The 24,688-nt window shown below is 42.5% G+C and carries 27 protein-coding genes; 8 read left to right on the forward strand and 19 right to left on the reverse strand.

From position 1 onward, the window contains the following. Positions 1-32: 32 nt before the first annotated feature. Genes CWC02_RS10285 through rpsJ form a run of 12 tightly spaced genes read right to left on the reverse strand, consistent with a single transcriptional unit; the run spans position 33 to position 5,860 of the window. On the reverse strand, positions 33-842 hold the full coding sequence (locus CWC02_RS10285; protein WP_138618047.1) for a hypothetical protein: 810 nt from the start codon (positions 840-842) through the stop codon (positions 33-35). A gap of 50 nt (positions 843-892) precedes the next feature. Beyond that, positions 893-1,150: a 30S ribosomal protein S17 gene (gene rpsQ, locus CWC02_RS10290; protein WP_054552372.1), complete on the reverse strand. Its 258-nt coding sequence runs from the start codon at positions 1,148-1,150 to the stop codon at positions 893-895. Beyond that, positions 1,150-1,341, reverse strand: coding sequence for a 50S ribosomal protein L29 (gene rpmC / locus CWC02_RS10295; protein ID WP_054552371.1), 192 nt, complete (start codon positions 1,339-1,341; stop codon positions 1,150-1,152). Before rpmC ends, rpsQ begins: the two co-directional genes overlap by 1 nt. Beyond that, on the reverse strand, positions 1,341-1,754 hold the full coding sequence (rplP, locus tag CWC02_RS10300) for a 50S ribosomal protein L16 (RefSeq protein WP_036974208.1): 414 nt from the start codon (positions 1,752-1,754) through the stop codon (positions 1,341-1,343). The genes rpmC and rplP overlap by 1 nt, the downstream gene beginning before the upstream one ends. 12 nt (positions 1,755-1,766) lie before the next feature. Next, positions 1,767-2,468, reverse strand: coding sequence for a 30S ribosomal protein S3 (gene rpsC / locus CWC02_RS10305; protein WP_054552370.1), 702 nt, complete (start codon positions 2,466-2,468; stop codon positions 1,767-1,769). A gap of 11 nt (positions 2,469-2,479) precedes the next feature. Next, a complete protein-coding gene (gene rplV / locus CWC02_RS10310) occupies positions 2,480-2,812 on the reverse strand; it encodes a 50S ribosomal protein L22 (RefSeq protein ID WP_004588690.1) in 333 nt (110 codons plus the stop codon). 14 nt (positions 2,813-2,826) lie between these two features. Further along, positions 2,827-3,105 carry a 30S ribosomal protein S19 gene (rpsS, locus tag CWC02_RS10315; protein WP_010376377.1) on the reverse strand — a complete coding sequence of 93 codons (279 nt, stop codon included), beginning with the start codon at positions 3,103-3,105 and terminating at the stop codon, positions 2,827-2,829. A 16-nt stretch (positions 3,106-3,121) separates the two neighbouring features. After that, entirely contained in the window at positions 3,122-3,946 is an 825-nt protein-coding gene (gene rplB / locus CWC02_RS10320; protein ID WP_054552369.1) for a 50S ribosomal protein L2, read from the reverse strand. A gap of 17 nt (positions 3,947-3,963) precedes the next feature. Further along, positions 3,964-4,266: a 50S ribosomal protein L23 gene (gene rplW / locus CWC02_RS10325; RefSeq protein ID WP_054552368.1), complete on the reverse strand. Its 303-nt coding sequence runs from the start codon at positions 4,264-4,266 to the stop codon at positions 3,964-3,966. Next, a complete protein-coding gene (gene rplD, locus CWC02_RS10330) occupies positions 4,263-4,868 on the reverse strand; it encodes a 50S ribosomal protein L4 (RefSeq protein WP_062568199.1) in 606 nt (201 codons plus the stop codon). Before rplD ends, rplW begins: the two co-directional genes overlap by 4 nt. Before the next feature lie 17 nt (positions 4,869-4,885). Next, positions 4,886-5,521, reverse strand: coding sequence for a 50S ribosomal protein L3 (gene rplC / locus CWC02_RS10335; RefSeq protein WP_036974218.1), 636 nt, complete (start codon positions 5,519-5,521; stop codon positions 4,886-4,888). Between the two features lie 27 nt (positions 5,522-5,548). After that, entirely contained in the window at positions 5,549-5,860 is a 312-nt protein-coding gene (gene rpsJ, locus CWC02_RS10340; protein ID WP_002957900.1) for a 30S ribosomal protein S10, read from the reverse strand. Positions 5,861-6,291: 431 nt separating this feature from the next. Between rpsJ and plsB the strand changes: the two genes are divergently transcribed. Continuing rightward, the gene (gene plsB, locus CWC02_RS10345) at positions 6,292-8,742 is read left to right on the forward strand and encodes a glycerol-3-phosphate 1-O-acyltransferase PlsB (protein ID WP_138618049.1); all 2,451 of its coding nucleotides are present in this window, start codon (positions 6,292-6,294) and stop codon (positions 8,740-8,742) included. Here plsB and tesB read toward each other — a convergent pair. Beyond that, positions 8,739-9,596 (reverse strand): acyl-CoA thioesterase II, encoded by an 858-nt coding sequence (gene tesB, locus CWC02_RS10350; protein ID WP_054552365.1) that lies wholly within the window; start codon positions 9,594-9,596, stop codon positions 8,739-8,741. The genes plsB and tesB overlap by 4 nt on opposite strands. Positions 9,597-9,675: 79 nt before the next feature. Here tesB and CWC02_RS10355 point away from each other — a divergent pair, with 79 nt between their 5' ends. Then, complete coding sequence (locus tag CWC02_RS10355) at positions 9,676-10,137, forward strand: EVE domain-containing protein (protein WP_138618051.1); 462 nt, start codon at positions 9,676-9,678, stop codon at positions 10,135-10,137. Between the two features lie 86 nt (positions 10,138-10,223). Then, the gene (locus tag CWC02_RS10360) at positions 10,224-11,255 is read left to right on the forward strand and encodes a cytosolic protein (protein ID WP_138618053.1); all 1,032 of its coding nucleotides are present in this window, start codon (positions 10,224-10,226) and stop codon (positions 11,253-11,255) included. Positions 11,256-11,281: 26 nt separating this feature from the next. Here the strand turns inward: CWC02_RS10360 and CWC02_RS10365 are convergent, their stop codons facing one another. Together CWC02_RS10365 and CWC02_RS10370 are read right to left on the reverse strand one after the other, a co-directional pair. Then, positions 11,282-11,494 (reverse strand): hypothetical protein, encoded by a 213-nt coding sequence (locus CWC02_RS10365; RefSeq protein ID WP_054563926.1) that lies wholly within the window; start codon positions 11,492-11,494, stop codon positions 11,282-11,284. 6 nt (positions 11,495-11,500) lie between these two features. Beyond that, positions 11,501-12,565 carry a potassium channel family protein gene (locus CWC02_RS10370; RefSeq protein WP_138600963.1) on the reverse strand — a complete coding sequence of 355 codons (1,065 nt, stop codon included), beginning with the start codon at positions 12,563-12,565 and terminating at the stop codon, positions 11,501-11,503. Between the two features lie 145 nt (positions 12,566-12,710). On the opposite strand from CWC02_RS10370, the gene CWC02_RS10375 reads away from it, so the two are divergent. After that, positions 12,711-13,664 (forward strand): chemotaxis protein CheV, encoded by a 954-nt coding sequence (locus tag CWC02_RS10375; RefSeq protein WP_054554500.1) that lies wholly within the window; start codon positions 12,711-12,713, stop codon positions 13,662-13,664. A 115-nt stretch (positions 13,665-13,779) separates the two neighbouring features. Further along, on the forward strand, positions 13,780-15,093 hold the full coding sequence (locus tag CWC02_RS10380; RefSeq protein WP_138618055.1) for a short-chain fatty acid transporter: 1,314 nt from the start codon (positions 13,780-13,782) through the stop codon (positions 15,091-15,093). Between the two features lie 50 nt (positions 15,094-15,143). On the opposite strand, the gene CWC02_RS10385 is transcribed toward CWC02_RS10380, so the two are convergent. Beyond that, complete coding sequence (locus CWC02_RS10385) at positions 15,144-16,160, reverse strand: metalloprotease (RefSeq protein WP_054554502.1); 1,017 nt, start codon at positions 16,158-16,160, stop codon at positions 15,144-15,146. Positions 16,161-16,333: 173 nt separating this feature from the next. Here CWC02_RS10385 and CWC02_RS10390 point away from each other — a divergent pair, with 173 nt between their 5' ends. Then, positions 16,334-17,554, forward strand: a complete 1,221-nt coding sequence (locus CWC02_RS10390; protein ID WP_054554503.1) for an EAL domain-containing response regulator — start codon at positions 16,334-16,336, stop codon at positions 17,552-17,554. Here the strand turns inward: CWC02_RS10390 and CWC02_RS10395 are convergent. Next, on the reverse strand, positions 17,551-18,615 hold the full coding sequence (locus CWC02_RS10395; RefSeq protein ID WP_054554517.1) for a hemolysin family protein: 1,065 nt from the start codon (positions 18,613-18,615) through the stop codon (positions 17,551-17,553). The two genes, CWC02_RS10390 and CWC02_RS10395, sit on opposite strands and share 4 nt — an antisense overlap. A gap of 144 nt (positions 18,616-18,759) precedes the next feature. On the opposite strand from CWC02_RS10395, the gene CWC02_RS10400 reads away from it, so the two are divergent. Beyond that, positions 18,760-21,255, forward strand: coding sequence for an alpha/beta hydrolase family protein (locus CWC02_RS10400; protein WP_138618057.1), 2,496 nt, complete (start codon positions 18,760-18,762; stop codon positions 21,253-21,255). Between the two features lie 165 nt (positions 21,256-21,420). Then, a complete protein-coding gene (locus tag CWC02_RS10405) occupies positions 21,421-22,125 on the forward strand; it encodes a response regulator transcription factor (RefSeq protein WP_138618059.1) in 705 nt (234 codons plus the stop codon). Positions 22,126-22,132: 7 nt separating this feature from the next. Here the strand turns inward: CWC02_RS10405 and CWC02_RS10410 are convergent, their stop codons facing one another. Next, positions 22,133-23,644, reverse strand: coding sequence for a YifB family Mg chelatase-like AAA ATPase (locus tag CWC02_RS10410; protein ID WP_138618061.1), 1,512 nt, complete (start codon positions 23,642-23,644; stop codon positions 22,133-22,135). A 39-nt stretch (positions 23,645-23,683) separates the two neighbouring features. Further along, positions 23,684-24,298 (reverse strand): trimeric intracellular cation channel family protein, encoded by a 615-nt coding sequence (locus CWC02_RS10415; RefSeq protein ID WP_138618064.1) that lies wholly within the window; start codon positions 24,296-24,298, stop codon positions 23,684-23,686. Positions 24,299-24,688 lie beyond the last annotated feature (390 nt).

Here is a 24,688-nt window from a genome sequence, read left to right on the forward strand (position 1 = left end):
CTCAAGTTAAGTTGAGGTAAAGTGTTTTTTTATTAGTTTTTACTCCACTTATTCATTATTTCTTTAAATAATTTAGCATTCTTGTCTTCACAAGGTCTGGGCGAACCGCTTGGCACTCCAGATTTACCAAACACCGAATTAAAATCGATGCCATAACACATACCATTTAGCACCTCGATGCGCTTGCTACCATCACCACTCTGCCAAACGACTTTTGCCTTATCTGATACTGTTAATTGCACAGGTACAGAAATCCTGCCTACAGACGAATTATTATTTGCGGCGTTCACCTGACCAAATAGCGATGCATTAGAAGAGTCATTTTCAAACTTAAGCTGTGGAATTGGCGCATACGGGTTGAGCTTTTTAAAGGGTACTTCGGTTGTTTTTGAGTGTTCAGGTGCCTGATCAGGCTTTGCGACCTCAGTTGTCACTTCTTGGGATTCACTAACTGAGTATTCAACAACCCTATCATCGCTTTTCTGCTTAGGACTGCTATGAGGGGTTTCCTTTCTTAGCGGCAAAGCCTTCGCTTCATCAACTGTTTCTGGCGGCTGATCCGATAAAGGTTTGTCTTGAGTCTTCTGCAAACTAGGTAGCTTTGTTAAATCGACACTCACATACGCGTTGATTACCTTGGGCGGTTCTGAGACGGCGTGTAACTTCACAAACTTGCCATATCGAGCTAGTAACAACAAAAGCACAGTATGTAGCAATATCGAGATGATCCATGCTTTGTAATTCCCTTTTAACACCCAAGCGCCTCGCTTTTTATTTTTAAGAGTGTCAGATGAGTGAAATAGTTCATCAGAAAATGGCGGTAAGCGGTATTTTAAAAACAAAAAGCCCCAGCAGATGCCGGGGCTTTTTAGTAAGGAAACTTAATTAAAAATTAAGCTTTCTTTGGACGCTCAACAACGTCTACTAAAGTCCAAGACTTAGTCTTAGAAATAGGAGCGCACTCAGAAATAGTAACTACGTCACCAGTTTGAGCTGTGTTGTTTTCGTCATGTACGTGTAGTTTAGTCGTACGTTTGATGAATTTTCCATATACTGGATGCTTCACGTAACGTGCGATAGCAACAGTGAAAGATTTATCCATCTTGTCGCTGATTACACGGCCTTGAAGAGTACGGATTTTATCGCTCATTATTGACCTGCCTTCTGGTTAATAACTGTTTTTACACGCGCGATATCGCGACGTACTGTTCTTAGCGTGTGTGTCTGAGCTAACTGACCAGTGCTTGCTTGCATGCGCAGGTTGAACTGCTCACGAAGAAGTCCTAGAAGTTCAGCATTTAGCTCTTCTACGCTTTTGTCTTTTAGTTCGCTAGCTTTCATTACATCACCGTCCGAGTTACGAAAGTTGTTGTGAATGGTAATTTACGCGCTGCAAGGTTAAATGCTTCACGAGCAAGCTCTTCAGAAACACCTTCCATTTCGTAAAGTACTTTACCAGGTTGAATTTCAGCAACCCAATATTCAACAGAACCTTTACCTTTACCCATACGAACTTCTAATGGTTTGTTCGTAATTGGCTTATCTGGGAATACACGAATCCAGATTTTACCTTGACGCTTTACGTGACGTGTCATAGCACGACGAGCTGCTTCGATTTGACGAGCAGTCATACGGCCACGGCCAGTAGCTTTCAAACCGAAAGTACCGAAGCTTACTTTGTTACCGTTTTGCGCTAAACCGCGGTTGCGGCCTTTGTGCATTTTACGGAATTTTGTACGTTTTGGCTGTAACATTACTCGCTACCTCTACTTAGCACTTTTTTTGGCTTTCTTTGGCGCGCGTTTAGCTGGCTTCTCTTGCTCTTGTACTAGTGGTAAACCACCAATAACTTCGCCTTTGAAGATCCAAACTTTAACACCAATGATACCATAAGTGGTTAAGGCTTCAGAAGTTGCGTAGTCGATATCAGCACGAAGAGTATGTAGAGGTACACGACCTTCACGATACCATTCTGAACGTGCGATCTCAGCACCGCCAAGACGACCGCTAACTTCAACTTTGATACCCTTTGCACCAATGCGCATTGCATTTTGTACCGAACGCTTCATAGCGCGACGGAACATAACACGACGCTCTAGCTGTGACGCAATACCGTCAGCTACTAGTTGTGCATCAAGTTCAGGCTTACGAACTTCAGCGATATTAATCTGAGCCGGAACACCTGCAATCTTAGTTACTGCTTGACGTAGTTTTTCAACGTCTTCGCCTTTTTTACCGATAACAACACCAGGACGAGCTGTGTGAATTGTTACACGGATAGATTTAGCTGGACGCTCGATAACGATTTTAGACACAGAAGCCGCTTTTAATTCCTTAGTAAGGAAAGTACGTACTTTGTGATCGCCAAAAAGCTGATCAGAGAAATCTTTTGAATTCGCGTACCAGGTAGAAACCCAAGGTTTAGAGATACCTAGGCGAATACCAGTAGGATGAACTTTTTGTCCCATTACTTATACTCCTAGCTATCTGAAACCACAACAGTGATGTGGCTTGTACGCTTAAGGATGCGGTCTGCGCGTCCTTTAGCACGTGGCATAATACGCTTCATTGTTGGACCATCGTCCACAAAGATCGTAGTTACACGAAGCTCATCAATGTCAGCACCTTCGTTATGCTCTGCGTTAGCAATAGCAGACTCAAGTACTTTTTTAACTAATACAGCCGCTTTTTTAGGGCTGTACGCCAGGATTTCTAGAGCGCGATCAACCGGAAGTCCGCGGATCTGATCTGCAACTAGACGTGCTTTTTGCGCCGAACCAGAGGCGAATTTATGTTTAGCTAATGCTTGCATTTATCATTCCCCTCTTAACGTTTCTTCGCTTTCTTATCCGCAGCGTGACCGCGGTAAGTACGAGTTGGTGCAAATTCACCTAGTTTGTGACCGATCATTTCGTCTGTGATGAACACAGGAACGTGCTGACGACCATTATGGACAGCGATGGTCAATCCGATCATGTTAGGTATGATCATTGAACGACGGCTCCAAGTTTTAATTGGCTTCTTGTCACCGCTTTCCAACGCTTTCTCTACCTTCTTCAGCAAGTGTAGGTCAATAAAAGGACCTTTCTTGAGAGAACGTGGCATGGCTATTCCTCAACTATTATTTAGTACGACGACGTACGATAAATTTATCAGTACGCTTGTTCTTACGTGTCTTAGCACCTTTAGTCGGTTTACCCCATGGAGACACAGGATGACGACCACCAGATGTACGACCTTCACCACCACCGTGCGGGTGATCTACCGGGTTCATGGCAACACCACGAACTGTCGGACGGATACCACGCCAGCGATTTGCACCAGCTTTACCTAGTGAACGAAGCATATGCTCAGCATTACCTACTTCACCAAGTGTTGCGCGACAGTCAGCTGGAACTTTACGAACTTCGCCAGAACGAAGACGTAGAGTTACGTATTGACCTTCACGAGCAAGGATTTGAACGTATGCACCAGCAGAACGTGCGATTTGCGCGCCTTTACCTGGTTTTAATTCTACGTTGTGAACAGTCGAACCTACAGGCATGTTACGCATTGGTAACGTGTTACCAGCTTTGATTGGTGCATCAATACCAGATTGGATTGAATCACCAGCTTTTAAGCCTTTAGGTGCAATAATGTAACGACGCTCACCGTCTGCATATAATACAAGAGCGATGTTTGCGCTACGGTTTGGATCATACTCTAGACGCTCAACAACAGCTGGAATGCCATCTTTAGTGCGTTTAAAGTCGATTACACGGTAATGATGCTTATGACCACCACCGATGTGACGAACCGTGATACGACCTTTGTTATTACGACCACCAGACTTAGAGTTTTTCTCTAGTAGTGGTGCGTAAGGTTTACCCTTATGTAGATCTGGGTTAACCACTTTAACCAGGTGACGACGACCCGCAGAAGTTGGTTTACACTTTTGAAGTGCCATAATTCTAACTCCCCTTATTACTCGGCGCCGCCGACAAAGTCTAGCTCGCTACCTTCTTTAAGAGTAACGTAAGCTTTCTTCCAGTCTGAACGACGACCGAAACGCATGCCAGTACGTTTTGTTTTACCCTTAACGTTTAGTGTGCGAACACCAGTTACTTCTACTTCAAAAAGCTTTTCTGCTGCAGCTTTGATTTCAGCTTTAGTTGCATCAGAAGCTACTTTGAAAACAATCGTGTTGTTCTCTTCAGCAGCGATAGTGCTTTTCTCAGAGATGTGTGGAGCAAGGATCACTTTTAAAAGACGTTCTTCACGGATCATGCTAGCGCCTCCTCAAGTTGCTTAACAGCAGCAGCTGTAATAAGTACCTTATCGAAAGCGATTAGGCTTACAGGATCGATACCAGCTACATCACGCGTGTCAACCTTGTATAGGTTACGTGCCGATAAGAAAAGATTCTCATCTACTTCTTCAGTCACGATTAGAACATCTTTAAGCTCAAGTTCTTTAAGCTTAGCAACTAGTTCTTTAGTTTTTGGTGCTTCAAGACCAAACTGCTCAACAACGATTAAACGCTCTTGACGAACTAATTCAGATAAGATGCTTTTGATCGCACCGCGGTACATTTTACGGTTTACTTTTTGGCTGTGATCTTGTGGTTTAGCTGCGAAGCTAACGCCACCTGAACGCCAAATTGGGCTACGAATTGTACCAGCACGTGCACGGCCAGTACCTTTTTGAGACCATGGTTTTTTACCACCACCGCTTACTTCAGAACGTGTCTTCTGAGCACGAGTACCTTGACGAGCACCTGCTGCGTAAGCAACAACTACTTGGTGTACTAATGCTTCGTTAAACTCACGTCCAAAAGTAGCTTCAGAAACTTCAAGAGCGCCAGAAGCGTCTTTAATTGCTAATTCCATCACTAAATCTCCAGGACTTATGCTTTAACAGCTGGTTTAACGATAACGTCACCGCCGATAGCGCCAGGTACTGCACCTTTAACTAAAAGCAAGTTACGCTCAGCGTCAACGCGAACTAGTTCTAAGTTTTGAGTCGTTACACGCTCAGCACCCATGTGACCGGCCATTTTCTTACCTTTAAACACCTTACCAGGTGATTGGTTTTGACCGATTGAACCAGGAGCACGGTGAGATAGAGAGTTACCGTGAGTAGCGTCTTGCATGCTGAAGTTCCAGCGCTTAACACCACCTTGGAAACCTTTACCTTTAGAAGTACCGGTTACGTCAACTTTGTTGATTTCGTTGAATAATTCAACAGTAAGCTCAGCGCCTACTTCAAAATCGCCTTCACCACCATTTAGGCGGAATTCCCACAGACCGCGACCCGCTTCAACACCAGCTTTAGCGAAGTGACCCGCTGCTGCTTTGTTTACACGGCTTGCTTTTTTAGTGCCTGCGGTTACTTGAAGCGCGTTATAACCGTCAGTTGCTTCAGATTTGATCTGAGCAATGCGGTTAGGTGTCGCTTCGATAACTGTCACAGGGATAGATACACCATCTTCAGTGAAGATACGTGTCATACCCACTTTACGACCGACTAGACCTAATGCCATTTTCCTAAAACCTCTCTAATCTTCCGATTAACCCAGGCTGATTTGAACATCAACACCAGCAGCAAGATCTAAACGCATAAGAGCGTCAACAGTCTTGTCAGTTGGTTCTACGATGTCGATCAGACGTTTATGGGTGCGGATTTCGTACTGATCACGCGCGTCTTTGTTAACGTGCGGTGAAGTTAGTACAGTAAAACGTTCAAAGCGTGTAGGTAGTGGGATTGGACCACGTACTTGTGCGCCAGTGCGTTTCGCAGTTTCCACGATTTCCGCCGTTGATTGGTCAATCAAACGGTGGTCAAAAGCTTTTAGGCGAATACGAATGCGTTGATTTGACATTCTTAAACCTCAATATAAAGAGCATTTAAAAAGAGCATAAAAAAACGACCGAAACAATCTTAATAACTAAGATGTCGGCTGCTTTCTTATATCTACGTTGAATTCCAAATCGGAATTCCTGTTTATTAGCTTGAAATCCAAGCTTAATCTTTCCTTCCAAGTTCCCGAGGGAATTTTGAAAGCCTGCGTATTATAGATAGATTGGTGATAAATGCAACAACTATTTTGAAAATCTCAAAGGTCTAAATTAAATTTTGTTTAATTTTCGAACTTTATCAATAACATTAGCGTCTTTAAATTATACTTGTGCGAGTAAAGAGGCTAGAAAATCGCTTTTAAATGGTCAGTCCAGTTAATAATTGTTATTCTATGCCGCTTATTTTTGACCAGACTCGGTCAATTTAATATCTACTAATAACTTTGGTGAGTTGATGCGTATCATTAATCGTTGTTTAAATTTCATTTCTGCCGGTATGAACCGCTTGTTTGTAAAAAGTAAGGTGCTGCCAGAAAATCCGATTGAACAATACAATCTAAACCCAGCCAACCCTACTTTTTATATTGTTAGGCTAAATGCACGCTCTGATTTAGCGGCACTGGCAAGGGTATGTAAAAAATACGGCTTACCTAACCCGACCGAAGAGCAGTTATTAGGTAATGCAGAACTTGATCGCTTTATCGGTATTCAAAACCCACCACCGCTATTTGGTAATAAAAGCAAACCAAGCAATGCCCTGCAGCAAGGCAAACAAATTATTGACCACCTGATGCAATCAGGTGAGAAAAACGTCCAAGTGATCCCGGTGACTATTTTATGGGGCCGAAACCCAGGCAAAGAAAAGCCAGGTTTAGGTACTTTGGTGTCTCATTCATTAACACCCAGCTGGTTTCGTAAATTCTTTGTGTTGCTATTCTCAGGGCGCGATAACTTTATCCGTTTTAGCCAACCGCTCGATTTATCGTTATTGGTCAATGAAAAAGCCGATGTTGATGAACTACCTCATAAGCTTTTACGTGTAGCCCGCGTGCACTTTCGTCGCCAAAAATTGGCAGCGACAGGCCCGAAAATGCCATCACGTGAGCAGTTATTTAATTCGCTACTTGCCTCACCAACAATAAAAAAAGCAATTCAAATAGAAGCGAAAGAAAAAAACATCAGTCAAGAGCAAGCTCGCCAAAATGCGCTGAAGCTACTTGATGAGATTGCCGCCAATTATAGCGATGCCACCATTCGTGTTGCAGACCGTATTTTAACTTGGCTGTGGAATAAGCTTTATAACGGGATTGATATTAAGTTTTCTGAGCAGGTGCATGAGCTTACAGATAAAGGCCACGAGATTATCTACATGCCATGTCACCGTTCGCATATGGATTACTTATTGCTGACCTATTCTATTTACCATTTAGGCTTAGTTCCGCCGCATATCGCTGCGGGTATCAACTTAAACTTCTTCCCAGCAGGGGGGATTTTCCGTCGCAGTGGTGCTTTCTTTATTCGCCGCTCATTCGCGGGCAATAAACTGTATTCGTCAGTATTTAAAGAGTACCTGAGCCAGTTATTTATCAAAGGCTATTCAGTAAAGTTTTACACGGAAGGTGGTCGTAGCCGTACTGGTCGCTTGTTACCGCCAAAAACAGGTATGCTCGCCATGACATTACAAGCTATGTTACGTGGCATTGATCGCCCTATTTCAATAGTGCCTGTATACATTGGTTATGAGCACGTAATGGAAATTAATACTTACTTAAAAGAGCTTGCCGGTAACGATAAAAAAGGTGAGTCGGTATTAGGTATCTTTAAGGCAATTAAAAACCTTAAAAACTATGGTCGTGGTTATTTAAACTTTGGCGACCCTATATCGATAAACCAATATCTCAATGATCAACAACCTGATTGGCGAGAGTCGATTCACCCAACCGACGTGCAAAAGCCACAATGGCTTGGTCCCCAGGTTGCTAACCTCGCTGATAAGGTAATGGTTAATATTAATAGCGCCGCTGCACTCAATGCAGTGAATCTACTTGCGATGATATTACTGGTAAATGATAAACACGCGCTAAGTAAACCTAAGCTGATTGCTCAGCTTGAGTTTTATTTACATTTACAACGTAGCGCAAGCTACAGCGAAAAGGTGACCACGCCAGACGAAAGCGCCGAGCAGCTATTAGAGCATGCACTTAAACTTAATAAGTTTGATGTGATCAGTGACGAGTTTGGCGAAATTATCGCAATTAACGATAAAGAAAAAACACTGTTCAACTACTACCGTAATAACGTGTTGCACTTATTTGCAGTACCGAGCTTATTGGCGCTGCATTTATTCAAAGCACATCAAACTACCATGGCTGATTGCCAAGCCTTAATTGCACGTTTTTACCCACTGTTTGCCAAAGAGTGGTTCTTACACGAGCTAGATGAAAACTACATTACTCGCGTACTTGCAAGCTTCGTTGATCAAGACCTGATTGAAATTGATGGCGATAATATCAAGATCACTAACAGCAACGACTGCTTAGCGAAACTCGAAATGCTCGGTCGTGCCCTAAGTTTAACACTACAACGCTACGCTATCGTGGTTGGCTTTATTCAAACTAGCAGTGGTATTGAGCGTGAAGAACTTGAACACGAAAGCCAAGTGTTAGCTGATCGCTTAGGTACCTTGCACGGCATTAAAACCCCTGAGTTCTTCGACAAAAAAGTACTTATTGGTTTTATTTCAAGCTTGCGAGAGCAAAAGCTAATTACCGAAACAGAGCAAGGCTTAACGGGTAGCAATGAACTGTGTGAGGTGTATTTATACCTTAAAGCATTGCTGCCAGCACGGGTCTGGCAGTCAATTGACGATATAGTGCAAAGCCAAGCTCAGCACACAAAAGATTAACGCTGACGCATGACCCCTTCTTGGATCGTTGAGGCAACTAAATTGCCTTGACGGTCAAAGAACTGACCTCGCACCAAACCACGACCAGAGCTCGCACTTGGGCTATCAATCGAATATAAAATCCAATCGTCTAGTCTAAACGGGCGGTGAAACCACATCGCATGGTCAATCGTCGCAACCTGCATATTCGGCTGCATAAACGATACGCCGTGCGGCTGTAAAGCAGTTGGTAAAAATTCAAAGTCAGATGCGTACGCAAGTAAGTAATTATGAATACGCTGATCGTCAGGCATCTCACCATTAGCTTTAAACCAAATATGCTTAACTGGCTCCATCACTTGTGGTTTGAATGGGTTATGAAAAGTCACAGGGCGCATTTCAATTGGCACTTCACGGATGAACTTATTTCGAATTGGTTCAGGAATAAGCTCTGCATTTGCTTGGTAAAATTCAAGCGATGACTTTAATTCTTCAGGCTGTGGTACATCAGGCATCTGCGCTTGATGTGATAAGCCCTCTTCTTCACCTTGGAAAGAAGCGGTCATGTAAAAAATCGGCTTACCATATTGAATTGCTTTTACACGGCGAGTACTAAAACTTTTACCATCACGGATATTCTCTACATCATAGACAATCGGCTTTGCAGCATCACCTGGACGCAAGAAGTAAGAGTGTAAAGAGTGAACAATACGCCCTTGTGGTAATGTTTCTTTTGCGGCAGATAGGGCTTGGCCCATTACTTGGCCACCGAAAACCGCTCTAAATCCTAAATCTTGGCTTTGCCCGCGATACAAGCCTTGCTCAATCTCTTCTAACGACATTAATGACAGTAGGTCATCTAATACTTGGCTCATTTATTTACCCTCAATCCCGACAAGCGTTTAATGATACTATAGACTAATTGGAAGTAAATCTTTGTAAGAGCACCTCATTATGGCTTATTGGCTTTTTAAAACCGAACCCGATGCATTTTCAATTGATGATCTAAAAAACGCACCTGAGCAAACTTCTATGTGGGATGGCGTGCGTAATTATCAAGCCCGTAACTTTCTTCGCGATGGTATAAAGCACGGTGACTTGGTAATGATTTATCATTCAAGTTGTAAACAGGTGGGTGTTGCTGGTATTGCTACGGTAACTCGCGAAGCCTATGCCGACCCAACACAGTTTGATTTAAATAGCGATTACTACGACGCCAAAGCAACCGCTGATAACCCGCGCTGGTTTGTGGTCGATGTGCAATATCAATCACACCTTAAAAAGCTAGTTAGCCTGCAAGCGATTAAAGCCAATGATGCAATCACCGAAATTGCCCTTAAAAAAGGCGGCCGTTTGTCAGTAATGCCTGTAACTGAACATGACTGGCAACAGATCATCGCAATGAGCGAGGGCTAAGCATATAAAGTAGCGGCCATTTTTAATGAGCTGCTATTTTTGCTATAATTTCGCCCCTTTATTTTAGAGGTACTAAGGGGGGATGTATGAAATTATTGTATTGGTTAGAGGAATGGACCAACCTCCCACGCGATGAGCAACAAAGCCGTGTTCCTATGACTGGCGGTGATTTGCTCGGCGATGTTTATGTAAAATACCATATCATTGATGCCAATAAGCCCCTGCTAATTACCTTCTCTCCTGCCGGAACCAATTATCAAGAACATGATATTACTGATGATTTTTCGCCTTGGGCTTATAAGCTCGCGAAAAAGCAGGATGTGAATATTATCGCTTTTCAACATTTAGGCATTAGCAACTGGTTTAGGCACCGTAATCTGTTGTTTTTCATTGAGCAGCTAGCACCACTGATTGGCGGGTTCAAAGAGCGGTTAGGTTATGGCTTGAGTCGAGGAGGCTTTGCCGTTGGCGCCTTTGCCAACCTATTAAAGCTTGATAAAGTTTTACTCTTTCACCCTGTTAGCACAAAAAACAAAGAAAAAGCACCATGGGATGACCGTTCAAGCACCGACATCGCGCAAAAATTCGATTGGAACGGTGACTACCACGATTTAGATTTAGGCCATGCAAAGGGTTATATTATTTACGACCCAACTAATCGTATCGACCGAGCTCATGCTAAACGTTACCCACAACTCACCCACTTACGCGTGTTTGGTATGGGCCATAGTGTTCATGCAACATATTTAAATAAGTTTGGCTTTTATAAAGATGTTGCTGTTGACTTTATTAGCCACCAGCAAGTTGATATCGCCCAATTCCGCCAGCAAACCAAAACGCTACGCTTTAAAGAAGACTATTATCGTCGCCTAAATAAGGCAAACAAGAGTTCGCCACATCGTTTAGCCTTACTAAGCACCGCGCATACAATTTTAGCTGAAGAAAAAGCCGAGCACATGCAAGAGCAAAAAGATGCGATTGATGTGCAACCGCTGATTGATGTTGCAATCAAACATCAAGATGAGCACCCAAACGATGCAATTAAGGTCTTAGAAGTGGCTCAGCAACTTTCACCGGATGATCCTGTGATAGACCATAAACTAAAACAGTTGAAGTGATAAAGCAGCTGTAAGCTTAAGGTAAGTTAACCCTTGGGTTTTACTTTACGGTGCTTTTTGACTCGCCCGTGTTTAGGGATGATTGTTAAGTACATTACTAAAGCTAACCACGAAAAGAAGATGATGCCGATTAACCAAGCATTCTTTTCGTGGCCTTGTGTGCGTTTACTATTGAGCACAATGACCACAGGTAAAATGTAGGCACTGAGTACGATAATTAAAAACACAACTTCATTCATAGATCATCATACCAACGCAGACCAATCAACTTCGTCGCTCAAAACTCGTTCAGCAGCGATATAATGCAAAATATCTCCCTCACTCACCACGTAATCAAGCGGCGGGTTTAAGTCCATATTTTTTGCACTCAAATTATGTGCGACACCCAGTAATATAGCATCGTGACTATATTTAAAGTGATGAAACAGCTTGCCAAATTCCATTGCTTGCACGCCTTTTGGAATTGGTAAACTAAATTGAGTATCACCGTGCAATGTCGATAGTAACTCTTCTTGCACGCGACTTGAACCTGGGTCTTGCATTGAACGCACTAATATCTCGGCTGATTTAGCACTGCTACATTCTACATTGTGGCAATGCTCATGTAGCATTTCGATTTTCGTTTCATCAGTAAAGTGTGCACTAATGTGGCACTGTTCATTTACCAACTTGCTAATACGTAATGCCGTTGTAAACGTTTGGTCATCATCTTGGCCATCAATAATAATTTTATCGGCCCGGCCAATCGCAATTCGGTTCAACTCATCTAGGTCAGTAAAGCTAGTTAAGCGTGCAAAATCAACCATCGGGTTTGCTAAAAATGGATGCTCCATTTGCTCCGTAACGGCCAATAAAATACGACGATCTAAACGTTTATGATCGGCCAAGATATAATCGACCATCTTCTTAGTACGTGTATCATGCCAACCAAAGATAATAATGTGATTGTTTATATGTGCGAAGCTTTTATCACCCGTCATAGCGCGCCTAATTAAATAAGTTACTGTTTGCCCTGTTTTTCCTAACAGAACGCCAAATAATGCTAAACCAAAAGGTATTTGCAGTAATGCGACAATCCAACGGCCAAGCTCAGTGCTCGCACTAAAGTCGCCATAGCCAACTGTTGACGTAGTTACTACATAATAATAAAAATAAGTGCCAAGAGGTGTAAGAGCTTGCTCTCCTGCAAGCATAAGCAGCCACCAAATTAGTAGCATATGCAAAAGCGTGGTAAGCACCACAGCCTGCCAACTTACTTGATCAATATGGCTGCGAATAAGAACTACTATTCGATTAAAAAAATAGTGCATGATCCTTGCAATCTATCGTGGGGGAAATTATCGATACGGTACTGTAATGCAGGATATTTAGCAACAGGCGCTAAATTGAACATACATGTCGATGAAAAATAATAGTAGACTATACTATCTCTGTATTAGGTGTTTAGGGTGAAATATGTCAGGTGTTCTTGCTTCTGTTGATAAGCGTACGCAACTGGTCGGTGAAAACCGCTTAGAGCTTTTGCTATTTTACCTTCACAGCCGTCACTTATTTGCTCTAAATGTGTTTAAAGTTAAAGAAGTAGTAAAGCTGCCACCAATTAGCAAGATCCCTCATGCGCACCCAAAAGTATCGGGGGTAGTCAATATACGCGGTGAATCAATTCCGGTTATTGACTTACGCAAGGCGATTAATATGCCTGAAGCTAAAAACATCGAAGATACAAACCTAGTTATCACTGAATACAACCGCACTGTGCAAGGCTTTTTAATTGGTAAAGTGGATCAGATCATTAATATGACATGGTCAGATATCATGCCACCGCCAACCGCAATTGGTAAAAATCACTACCTAACAGCCTTAACTAAAGTAAAACGCGATGGCCAAGAACATCTAGTTGAAATTATCGATGTAGAAAAAGTGCTCGCCGAAATCGTTGAGTATGAAGTACAAATATCTAATGACATTCTTGATAAAAGTATCGTGAATGAATTTGCAGGCCGCAAAATTCTTCATGCCGATGATTCGCCAACGGCTCGTAAACAAGTAAGCGATACCTTGTCGCAACTTGGCATCGAAATCATACCTGCTCGTAACGGACTTGAAGCACTCGAAATGTTAAAAGGCTGGGCTGATCAAGGCAAAGATGTTGAGAAAGAATTACTCATGGTGATCACCGATGCAGAAATGCCGGCAATGGATGGCTACCGCTTAACACACGAAATTCGTAACGACAGCCGCATGAAAAACCTATATATCGTGCTTAACACATCTTTGAGTGGTAGCTTTAATCAAGCTTTGGTTGAGAAGGTTGGTTGTAATGCGTTTTTATCAAAGTTCCAGCCAATACTGCTAGTCGAAGAAGTTCAGGCTCGCTTAAAAGCGGTGCTTGAGCAAGATTCACAGTAATTAATTTTAGCATTTGTTTTTGAAGGCATAAGCTCAAGCAACGACGTCGCAATTTGCCAATCATCGTTATTCATGATTTATTGGCACTATCGATTCGACGACAACAATAAAAACCATGCTAAATCGCGTTGCTAAACCATTCACTAATCTAGTAGAGCGTTATCTACCCGACCCATTTGTATTTGTTATATTACTCACTTTGCTGAGCTTTATCGTTGCGAGCCTCTTTACGCCATCAACGCCCACGCAAGTGCTCGCGGCTTGGGGGGGTGGTTTTTGGAACCTGCTACAATTCGCCATGCAAATGTTGCTGGTGCTGCTAACGGGCTACATGCTAGCAAGTACCCCTGTGATGCGCAGCATACTCAACAAGCTTGCGACTTTTGCCAACAGCTCTGCCAAAGCGATTATACTCGTTACGCTCGTGTCATTATTGGCTAGCTGGCTAAATTGGGGCTTCGGTTTAGTTATTGGCGCCTTGTTCGCCAAAGCAATTGCGAAACAAACCCGCGTTGATTACCGTTTGTTAGTAGCCAGTGCCTATTCAGGTTTTATTGTTTGGCATGGTGGCTTAGCCGGTTCAGTGCCGCTGACCATCGCAACCGATGGCCACTTTGCACAGCAAAGCATTGGGGTGATAAGTACCGAAAACACAATTTTTTCGGCATTTAATATCGCTATTGTTGTGGGCTTGTTTATTATCATGCCGTTGGTAAATCGCTATATGCTGCCAAGCGAAAAAGATAGTGTTTATGTTGACCCCGCAAAGCTTGATGATGAAACGCAGCAAATAGCAACACCCACCCGCCCTGCTGAAGTCATAGAACATAGTCGTTTGCTTGGTATGGGAGTAGGTGCCGTTGGTCTTGCCTATTTATTTTATTATTTTGTGTTAAACGGAGGCGGCTTAAACTTAAATAGCGTGATCGCAATTTTCTTATTTAGCGCAATTTTACTGCATCAAACACCGCATAATTTACTTAGCAGCTTACAGCAAGCAATCCCTAGTGGCGCTGGCATTGTGATTCAATTTCCATTTTATGCCGGGATCATGGCGATTATGGTAAAAACGGGACTTGCTCAACAAATTTCTGAAGGATTTATTGCCATTGCAACAGCCGAAACGCTGCCTTTTTGGAGTTTTTTAAGTGCAGGGTTTGTGAATATCTTTGTGCCGTCAGGCGGTGGCCAATGGGCAGTTCAAGCGCCGATTGTCATTCCCGCAGTGCAAACACTTGGCGCGGATATGCCACGGGTTGCTATGGCTGTCGCATGGGGCGATGCTTGGACTAACCTTATTCAGCCGTTCTGGGCACTCCCCGTACTTGCTATTGCCGGCTTAAAAGCAAAAGACATCATGGGCTTTTGTCTTGTGCAGCTGATCATCACCGGCGTATTTATATCGTTAATGCTGAGCTTTTATCCTTAACACCAAATTAGGAAGTGATAAAGACACTTCCCAATATCTGGCAATACGAGTTAACTTGCTAATATCTTCATTGGTAAGCTTAAGATTGGGCTTTCTGAGTCGGCAAAGTGCATCATCACCGCAACGTGACCAGCAACAACCAGTGCGTACATTACTGCTGAAAAACCTTGCCCGTAAGTATCAAGAGGAATGAGGTGTGAGTAGTGACGCCCGCGCCACTCAAAGATAATCTCAAGTGCCCCTACAAATAAGAAAAACACCAGTAGCATCAAACCAAAGGTGTAACTCAGCCACAAGCCAAATAACACACCTAATAAACATACACTTAGGCCTATCCATGAACGCATCGAAAAACTAATGCTTTTAAGTACATGGCCACCATCCAAGGGCAGAATAGGTAACAAGTTAAATAGGTTTAACAGTGCACTGAGTACCGCCACACCGGCGAATATTTCCATTTCAGTGGCGTAGTAAAGCACCACTCCTAGCACTGAGGTAATTAAGCCAAAAGCGGGCCCCATGAGTGAGATCACCACATCTTGCCATCGCGTGGTAATTTTATCATCAGAAACAGCCAAACCACCCACAAAGGGAATAAGGTAAATACCTTTCGTTTTAATGCCAAAATATTTCATTGCGCGCACATGACCGTATTCATGCACAACCAAGCAAGCGATTAACATTAAGGCAAATTCAATGGAAAATAGCCAAGCGTAGCCAGCCACCGAGGCACCCGCTAACGCAGCTTTCACGACTTTTGCACTTTTGAATAATTTAAAGCCCAGTGCCAGCAAACCAATAATGCCGCGTTTTGGTTCGGCTTCTTGCAACTCAGGTAAAGCAAGTTGACTTACCTGCTGCTGATTAACAAAAACCACTAAGCTTTTTTCGTGCACTTTACTGGTATCAAGGCCAATACGCTGCCCCTGAAAATCAAACTCATAAAGTTTTGGCTCTGGATTATCGAAGGCAATTGCTTGTTGTTGATGAAAAAGCTGAATTAACTGTGAGCCGTTTAAATGCAAAATAAAGATTTCATCTGCGAGACTCAACTGAAGTCTGACCATAGTTCTTATAAATACGAATAAAAAGTGCGGCTATTATACTTCGCACAGATAAAATTACGAGTTTCAACCCCTTAAGTGATTGTTCATTTATTATACAAAAAGAAATCAATAAACATGACTTAATGCAATTTTTCTACTACTTTTATAATAGTATTCTCATTCAAGGAATGAATATGGTTAAGTCAAATAGGCACATTCTCGTCGTAGATGATTCGAAAGCAATTTTAATTGTCATGCATGCTATTTTGAATGAGCTCGAAGTCCCTCATATCACCACCAGCTTAAGTGCTGAGGAAGCACTAGAAAAAATAAAAAAAGCCCCGAAATACTTTGATGCTGTTTTTACTGATCTCAATATGCCAGACATGGATGGCATGGAACTTATCCGCCATTTAGGCGCCATGAAATACCAAGGTGCAATTGCCATTATTTCTGAGATGGACCCTAAGGTTATAGACCTAGCTGCTGACTTAGCTCGCAAGCATAACGCTCACTTAATTGGTAATGTTTCTAAGCCAGTACAATTAAATCAAGTTTACTTACTACTTCAAAAGTTGGAACACTTTGCTATTCATGTTGAACGAACTCAGGCGCCTATTTCTGAATCATTACTACTGCATGCTATCAGCCACAATGAAGTGATCCCGTTTTATCAGCCTAAAATTAATCGTCATGACAACCGGGTTGAAAGTATTGAAGTATTAGCACGGATCAACACGCGTCAAGAACAAGAAATCATTTTGCCCGAACGCTTTATTTGTGTTGCTGAAGATTTGGACTTGATAAACCTTATTACTTTTCAATTATTTGAAAAAGCCACTAGCGATTTTATTGAAATAAAGGAAAACTTTGATCAAAACTTAAAGCTCGCTTTCAATTTATCACCCTCGCAACTAGAAGATTTAAGCTGCCCAGATAAACTTGCGTTAATCTTACATTTAAATAATTTAACTCCAAGTGAAATTATCCTCGAAATCACTGAGCAGTATGCACTTAGAAGTGCGGCACAGCTCGAAACACTCAACCGTTTACGAATGCGCGGTTTTGGTATTTCGCTCGATGACTTTGGTACTGGCTTTACTAATGTTCAACAACTCAAAACATTACCGTTTACCGAAATTAAGATCGATCGCACCCTGATTAGCAATATTGAAACCGATCAGTTTTCCCAAGTGATTGTTAGTAGCTTAGTGAATATAGCGATACAAGAAGATCTCGCTATTGTAGCCGAGGGCATTGAGCGAGTGGAAGAACTCGAATACCTCGACCGCTACAAAGAGTTTATTCTTATGCAGGGCTTTTTGCTGTGCCGCCCGAAAGCCAAAGAAGACTTTTTAAATTGGTCACTCTCATGGCGACAAATGGTAAAAACCGCAGCAGGACATCGCCGCTAAGGTTGACGCTTATCGTCACTGACGATGGTATTACTAGATGCTAAACGTTGTCGCCAACGCTGTTTGGCGACTTTTTGCATATTAGCTGATTGATCGTGCTCATCAACAATTTCGAGCCCCATTAATGCTTCGATTAAATCTTCAAGGGTGACAATACCTTGCACATCACCGTATTCATCCACGACTAAACAAATATGCGTGCGCTCAGACAGTAAGGTTTCAAGTAAGGTCGGCACATGTAAGGTTTCTGGTACGGTGTAAATAGGCTTAACGAGCTTGCTAATTTTATAGTCTTCACCTAGACGATGATAAGCCAGCATAATGTCATTTTTATGCACAAAACCAATAATATCATCACCATTTTTGTCATAAACCAATACCCGAGAAAACGAAGAAGAACCATGCTCCGCCAAGTATTGGTTTACAGTTAAATCTTTATGTACTTTAAAAAGCACCGTACGTGGTGTCATTAAGGTATCGAGTTTGGCATGACGAAAATGCAGCAGGCTGCGTATGATTTCAGATTCATCTTGCCCAAGGGCTCCTGATTCAGTACCAATATCAGCCATGGCTTCAATTTCTTGGCGAATATAATAGGCTTCATCGTAATTACGCCCTAAAAAGCGCGTTAAAATATCTGCAAACCACACAAAGGGTTTTAGAATAAACACCAACCAAATTAGGCTCACACTAACAATGGGTGTTAATCCTCGCCAATAATTAGCCCCTAATGTTTTCGGAATAATTTCAGAAAGCACCAGAACCAATAGCGTCATAATTGCAGAGGCAACGCCAACCGCAGCATCTGAAAACACCACTGCAGCTTGTGCGCCAACACCAGCTGCGCCTGCCGTGTGCGCTATGGTATTTAACGTAAGTATTGCTGCCAGCGGTTGGTCTATATTGTCTTTAAGCTTACCAACACGTTTTGCCAGTTGTGGTTGTTGCTTTCTGAGCATGGCAACATAACTTGGCGTAATACTTAACAGTACCGCTTCCATCACTGAGCACAAAAACGAAACCGTAATGGCAACAAACATATAAACAAGTAACAATGTCACTGTAAGCCCTCTTAAAAAGTTAACCTGCTCACCATAGCAATTGAAAACCACAAGCTCAAACCCGACTGCAATCTAACGCAGAGCACTTTTTGGCTAATTTGCAGCGTGCTATATTGGTTTAAATTACCTTCAACAGGCGAAACTATGACACTTTCAACTACTTGGCTAAGCCAATCAGCCAAGCTAAAAACAACATTTAGTGCATTAGCGTTATGTGCGTTAAGCAATACTGCGATGGCCGCTGCCATTGATAAATCAGCGGTGCAATTTATTGGCCCTCTTGGCGAAGATATGCAACTTAAGCCATATCAAACGGATCATCGCGATGCCATTATTGCTAACCTATTACCAAGCTTGCAAAACAGCAGCGATAGCATGCGTGTTTTTGGTAATGAACTTGACTGGCAATCATTCGATAAAGTGAGTGCGCTAACACTTGGTGGTTTACAGGCACTCAAATTTACCGCCTCAACTGAACGTTTTAGCCAAGGCTCATTAACACTTAAAGGCATTGAAAACGCGCAGCTATTTATTGATGGTGAAAAGCAAACAGAAAAAAATAAAAGCTATGAGCTAGCTTTAAGCCAAGGCGATCATCAGTTTATTATCATCACTGAGCAAGTAGCCAACTGGAATGAGGTTGAGCTTGATTTTACGGCTAAGTCAGAACTAGATGCTGTGCAATTTAGTGCTAAACAACAACACGGTTTGTCGGCTAAGCAATTATTCGATGCGCCAACGGTTAGTTATATTTCAATGGCACCAAATGGCGATTACTTCATAACTAGCCTACGTCATTACGAAGATGCAACCGCTAATCAAGCGCAATATGTTACTGAGCTTAAAGACGCAAAAAACAATACACTTTATCGCTTTGAGTCAGCCCAGCCGAGTAACATAACTTGGAGCCCAGATAGCAAAAGCTTAGTGTATTTATTAAATGGCGAGCTTAAGCATTTAAACCTAAAAAACATGCAACTTAGCGTCATTGCTAAAAACCTCGCAGGTGCAAGTGGCTTTCAGTTTTTTGATAACAACAGCTTAATTTTTAGTTGGTCAAAGTCTCCAACAGACAATGGCAAGCTCACTAAGCATTACCAAGGCCTGCAAGACCGTTGGTCTTATGCTCGTACCACATCGCAAGTATATTTACTCGATATACCAACAGGTCTTAGCAAAATCTTAAGCCAAGGCCCACTTAGCCATTCACTTGAAGATTTTGACGCTAAAAACGGCCACGTCTTAATGAGCCGCTCGGCACAAGCAATGCAGCTATCACCACAACCAGCAACAGAACTTGTTGAGCTAAACCTAGCTACATCGGCTCTTACGGTACTGGGTCAATACAATACATTTAATCAGGCTAAATATACTGACGACGGAATTTATGTCACTGCCGGACCAGATTTTAATAATGGCTTAGGTCGTAATCTTCCTGAAGGAATGCTTGCTAATAACTATGACGGTCAACTTTATTTGCTAAGCCGTGACGGTAAAAAGGCAAGCGCGCTAAGTAAAGAGTTTAACCCGGCTATCGGCCAGTTACACGTACTTAAAAACGGTGATGCGCTTATTAAAGTGACCGAGCAAGATACCGTACAACTTTATCAATTCGACTTAAGCAAAAAGCGTTTTAATAAAGTGAATACGGGTTTTGATGTTGTTGAGCAAGTTAGCTACTCACACGAACGCACCCCGCGCATTTTGGTTACCGGCACCACAGCGTCAACACCTCAGCAGTTAAAACAACTCAGCTTAGGTAAGAGCCGCGCTAAAGTAGTCTGGGATTCTAAACCAATTGGCTATGAAAATACGCAAGTAGCCTCACTGGAAGAGTTTAACTTTACTAATAAAGATGGCATTGAAATTAAGGGCCGCGTTTATTTACCCCATGATTTAGATAGCAATAAACAATACCCTGCACTGGTTTATTATTATGGTGGTACATCGCCAGTAACCCGTGGTTTTACCGGTCGCTACCCATTTAACCTATGGGCTGAGCATGGCTATGTTGTTTACGTTGTACAACCTACGGGCGCAACAGGCTTTGGCCAAGAGTTCTCGGCTAAACACGTCAACGCATGGGGTGAATACACCGCCAACGATATCATCGACGGTACTAAAGCCTTTTTAGATAAATATAACTTTGTAGATAGTAAACGTGTGGGTAATTTAGGGGCCTCTTACGGCGGCTTTATGACCATGCTACTCGCAACTAAAACAGATATGTTCAGTGCATCGATTGCTCATGCTGGAATTTCAAACATCACCTCGTATTGGGGCCAAGGCTGGTGGGGTTACTTATACTCAGCTGAAGCATCTAAAAATAGCTATCCGTGGAACAATCCTACACTTTACAGCCAACACAGCCCGGTTTTTCATGCTGACAAAGTAACAACGCCGTTATTACTCCTTCATGGTGATTCAGATACCAACGTACCGGTTGGTGAAAGCCACAATATGTACACGGCATTAAAATTATTAGGTAAAGATGTTGACCTGATTGAGTACAAAGGTGCAGATCACCAAATTTTTGCTCGTGATAAACGCTTCGACTGGTGGAATACCATGTTGGCTTATTTCGATAAAAACTTAAAAGATCAGCCACAATGGTGGCAACACCTTTATCCTGAAAAGTAGTTTAATCACTTGGCTGAGCACTATGCGAGTGCTCAGCTTTCATCCTTTGCAACTATCGCTAAGCCATTAAATTGTAAGAAATAGTTATAAACCTTATCATGACTCTTCTCAGCCTTTGCCATACAGTGCTAACATTACAACAAATCAAGTGTGAAATTAAAGCGAATGACTATTCAAGTTTTATTGGTTGAAGACGACGAACTACTCGTTAAACGCATTCTTAATCATTTTAATGAAACTGAGTTTAATATTGAGGTAGATTCAACGGGTGCAGATGCATTAGGCATTGTACAATCGCGTGCTTCATCAAAAAAAGCAATCTCTTTAGCCGTTATCGACATTGTGTTACCAAAACGCGATGGGCTTTTGCTTGCCAAAGAGCTTAATGCACTAACAGACATTGGCGTTATTGTGCTGTCTAGTCGTGACTCGCAAGCTGACCGTATTGCTGGTCTTGCACAAGGTGCCGATGACTACATTTGCAAGCCGGTTGACTTACTAGAGCTTGAACTACGAATGCGCGCCCTTTTTAAGCGCATAAAAGGCTCTCAGCAAGATGATGAGAGTGAAGAGTTTATTGAATATGCCGACTTTAAACTGCACCCTGATAACCGCACATTAGTCACCCCTAATGGTGAAGAGTCTCGTCTTACTGAAGCAGAACACAAGGTACTTATTTGCCTTATTGCAAATGCGGGTAAAGCGACATCACGTGAAAAAATTTCCGAAGAAATTGGTCAGCCTGACTGGAGCCCAAGCGATCGTACCGTTGATGTACTTATCGGCCGCTTACGTAAAAAACTCAGCGATGAAAAAGACCAAAAGCGTATCGTAACCGTTCGCGGTAAAGGCTACATGCTATCAATTTAAAAGCTCACTAAAACTGCGTTAATTGGCTTATTAGCCGTTCAAACGCACGATAATTCAACGCCTCTTTTAATTCGTTTAAAGTAATTGCTGGCTGTGCTTTTAGGTCGCTAATGGTACGTGCCACTTTAATAATGCGATGATATGAACGCGGTGATAACGCCAGTTTTTCGCTGGCTTTTGCTAAAAACTGCAACTCAGCAGTTGCCAACTCACAATGAATGCTCATTTCTTTATTATTCAAGCGCGCATTCACTTTGCCTTGTCGGTTGAGTTGAATTGCATAAGCTCTTTCGACTCTGGCTCTTACTTGTTCACTGCTTTCTTCTACTTGCGTGCTCTGCAATTGACTACTGGTGAGTCGCGGCAGCTCAATTTGTAAATCAATCCTATCGATAAATGGCCCAGATACCCGAGATAAGTACCGCAATACTTGATCTGGCGTTGCACGCTTATCGGTATGGCTTCCTGTGGGGCTAGGATTTAATGCGGCGATCAGCTGGAATTGTGATGGAAATTCCATTTGTCGTGCCGCACGCGATATAGTCACCACGCCCGTTTCCATTGGTTCACGCAATGAGTCGAGCACTTTTCTTTCAAATTCGGGTAACTCATCTAAAAACAGAACGCCATTATGAGCGAGAGAGATTTCACCCGGTTTAGGATTTGAGGAACCACCAACAAGGGCAACAGCAGAGCAAGTATGATGTGGGTTTCTGAAGGGGCGTTCACGCCAATTCGATAAATCAACCGATTGACCAATTATCGAATATAACGCGGCAGTGCTAATTGCTTCATCATCCGACATGGTTGGCATAATCGTTGGCATACGCTGGGCAAGCATTGACTTGCCAGTACCTGGAGGACCAAGAAACAATAAATTATGGCCACCAGCCGCAGCAATTTCGAGTACCCTTTTGGCTCCAGGTTGGCCTTTCACATCACTTAAATCGAGTAGCGAGTCACGCTGCGACTGCTGCTCTGGATAACAAATATTAAGTGGCAGAGGTTGCTGATTTAATAAGTCATTCCAAACATCTTGTAAGGAGTAAACGGCTTTTCGAGAAACGCCCGAAACAAGGCTTGCGAGATTATCGTTTTCGGCGGGTAAAAAACAACAGCGACCCTGCTCTTTCGCTCCTAACACCGAAGGCAAAATAGCATTCACCCCTCTTACCTCACCATTTAAAGCCAGTTCTCCGTAGAACTCATAACGATGAATATCGGGGCAGTTTATTTGCCCAGAGGCGACCAAAATACCCACTGCAATAGCCAAGTCAAAACGGCCACCCTCTTTAGGTAAATCAGCAGGCGCAAGGTTGACGGTTATTCGTTGGTCAGGAAAGCCAAACTGTGAGTTTTCGAGTGCGCTACGCACTCTATCTTTTGACTCTTTGACTGACGCTTCTGGCAAGCCAACGATATGAAAAGCAGGTAAGCCGTTGCCTAAGTGTACTTCTACAATCACTTCAGGAGCTTGCACACCTACTTGTGCACGAGAAAATATTCTAGCTAAAGACACGATCCATGATGTCCCTATCATTCATTCTTAATACTAATCTTAGTCGGGATATTTAAAAACGTGTAATGTAAGGTGCCATTTCATTGCAGCTAAACGCAGTGATAAGGTCATAAGCATAGCCAACACCATGGCCATTTCGGTCACCAAACCCAGTGAGATACTTAATGTGTAAACAATCCCACCTGCGATGCAAGTAATAGCATAGAGCTCACCTTTTAACAGCATCGGCATATTTCCAGCCAACACATCACGGATAACGCCACCAAAACACCCTGTGATCACACCCATAATAATCGCGGTGGTATCAGGCACACCGGCAAGCATGGCTTTTTGCGCCCCCATCACCGCAAAAAATGCTAAACCAAAAGCATCTGCCACTTGCAATGCATTAAGTGAAATCGAACGCTGTTTATTGATTAAACGAGTGGTAACAAATACAGAAAGTAATATAGCCCAGAAATAGCTTTGATCATGTAACCAAAATACGGGCACATCTAAAATAACGTCGCGCACAGTTCCACCGCCAATAGCAGTGACTGTGGCTAACACAACAACCCCAAAGCCATCCATTTTTTTGTCGTACGCTAATAGCGTTCCAGAAACAGCAAACACGGCTACGCCGATTAAATCAAACCAATGGTAAAGTTCAGTCATGTTTGTAACTAAAAAGTAATGTTAGTGCCGTTGTAACATAAACTTTTCAATCTTTTAAGCGAAGATTAGATCTAAGTAGGTTAGCTGGTGTGTATTTTGATTTACTACGACTATCAATCCTAAAAAAACAGCCCAGTACTTCATACAGTGCTGGGCTTTATATACCCAAACCATTTCAAGGTGCGAGTTTCAGTTGGAATTAAAAGCGATTTAGGCAAGGCATTGATTGCAAGTAATAGTGGTTCTATTGTTAAAATCAATAACGCAGTATAAATCGCTTTTAAACCAACCCTTTGGGCGCTTCACAGGCACTTACTCTCATCGTTGTTACTTCTTAAAAGGGACTGCCATTCTTGCAAAGTAACGCCTTGAAATTAAGCACCTGTGAAA

The organism is Pseudoalteromonas sp. S2721 (assembly GCF_005887425.1).
GTDB classification, from domain to species: Bacteria; Pseudomonadota; Gammaproteobacteria; order Enterobacterales; family Alteromonadaceae; genus Pseudoalteromonas; species Pseudoalteromonas simplex.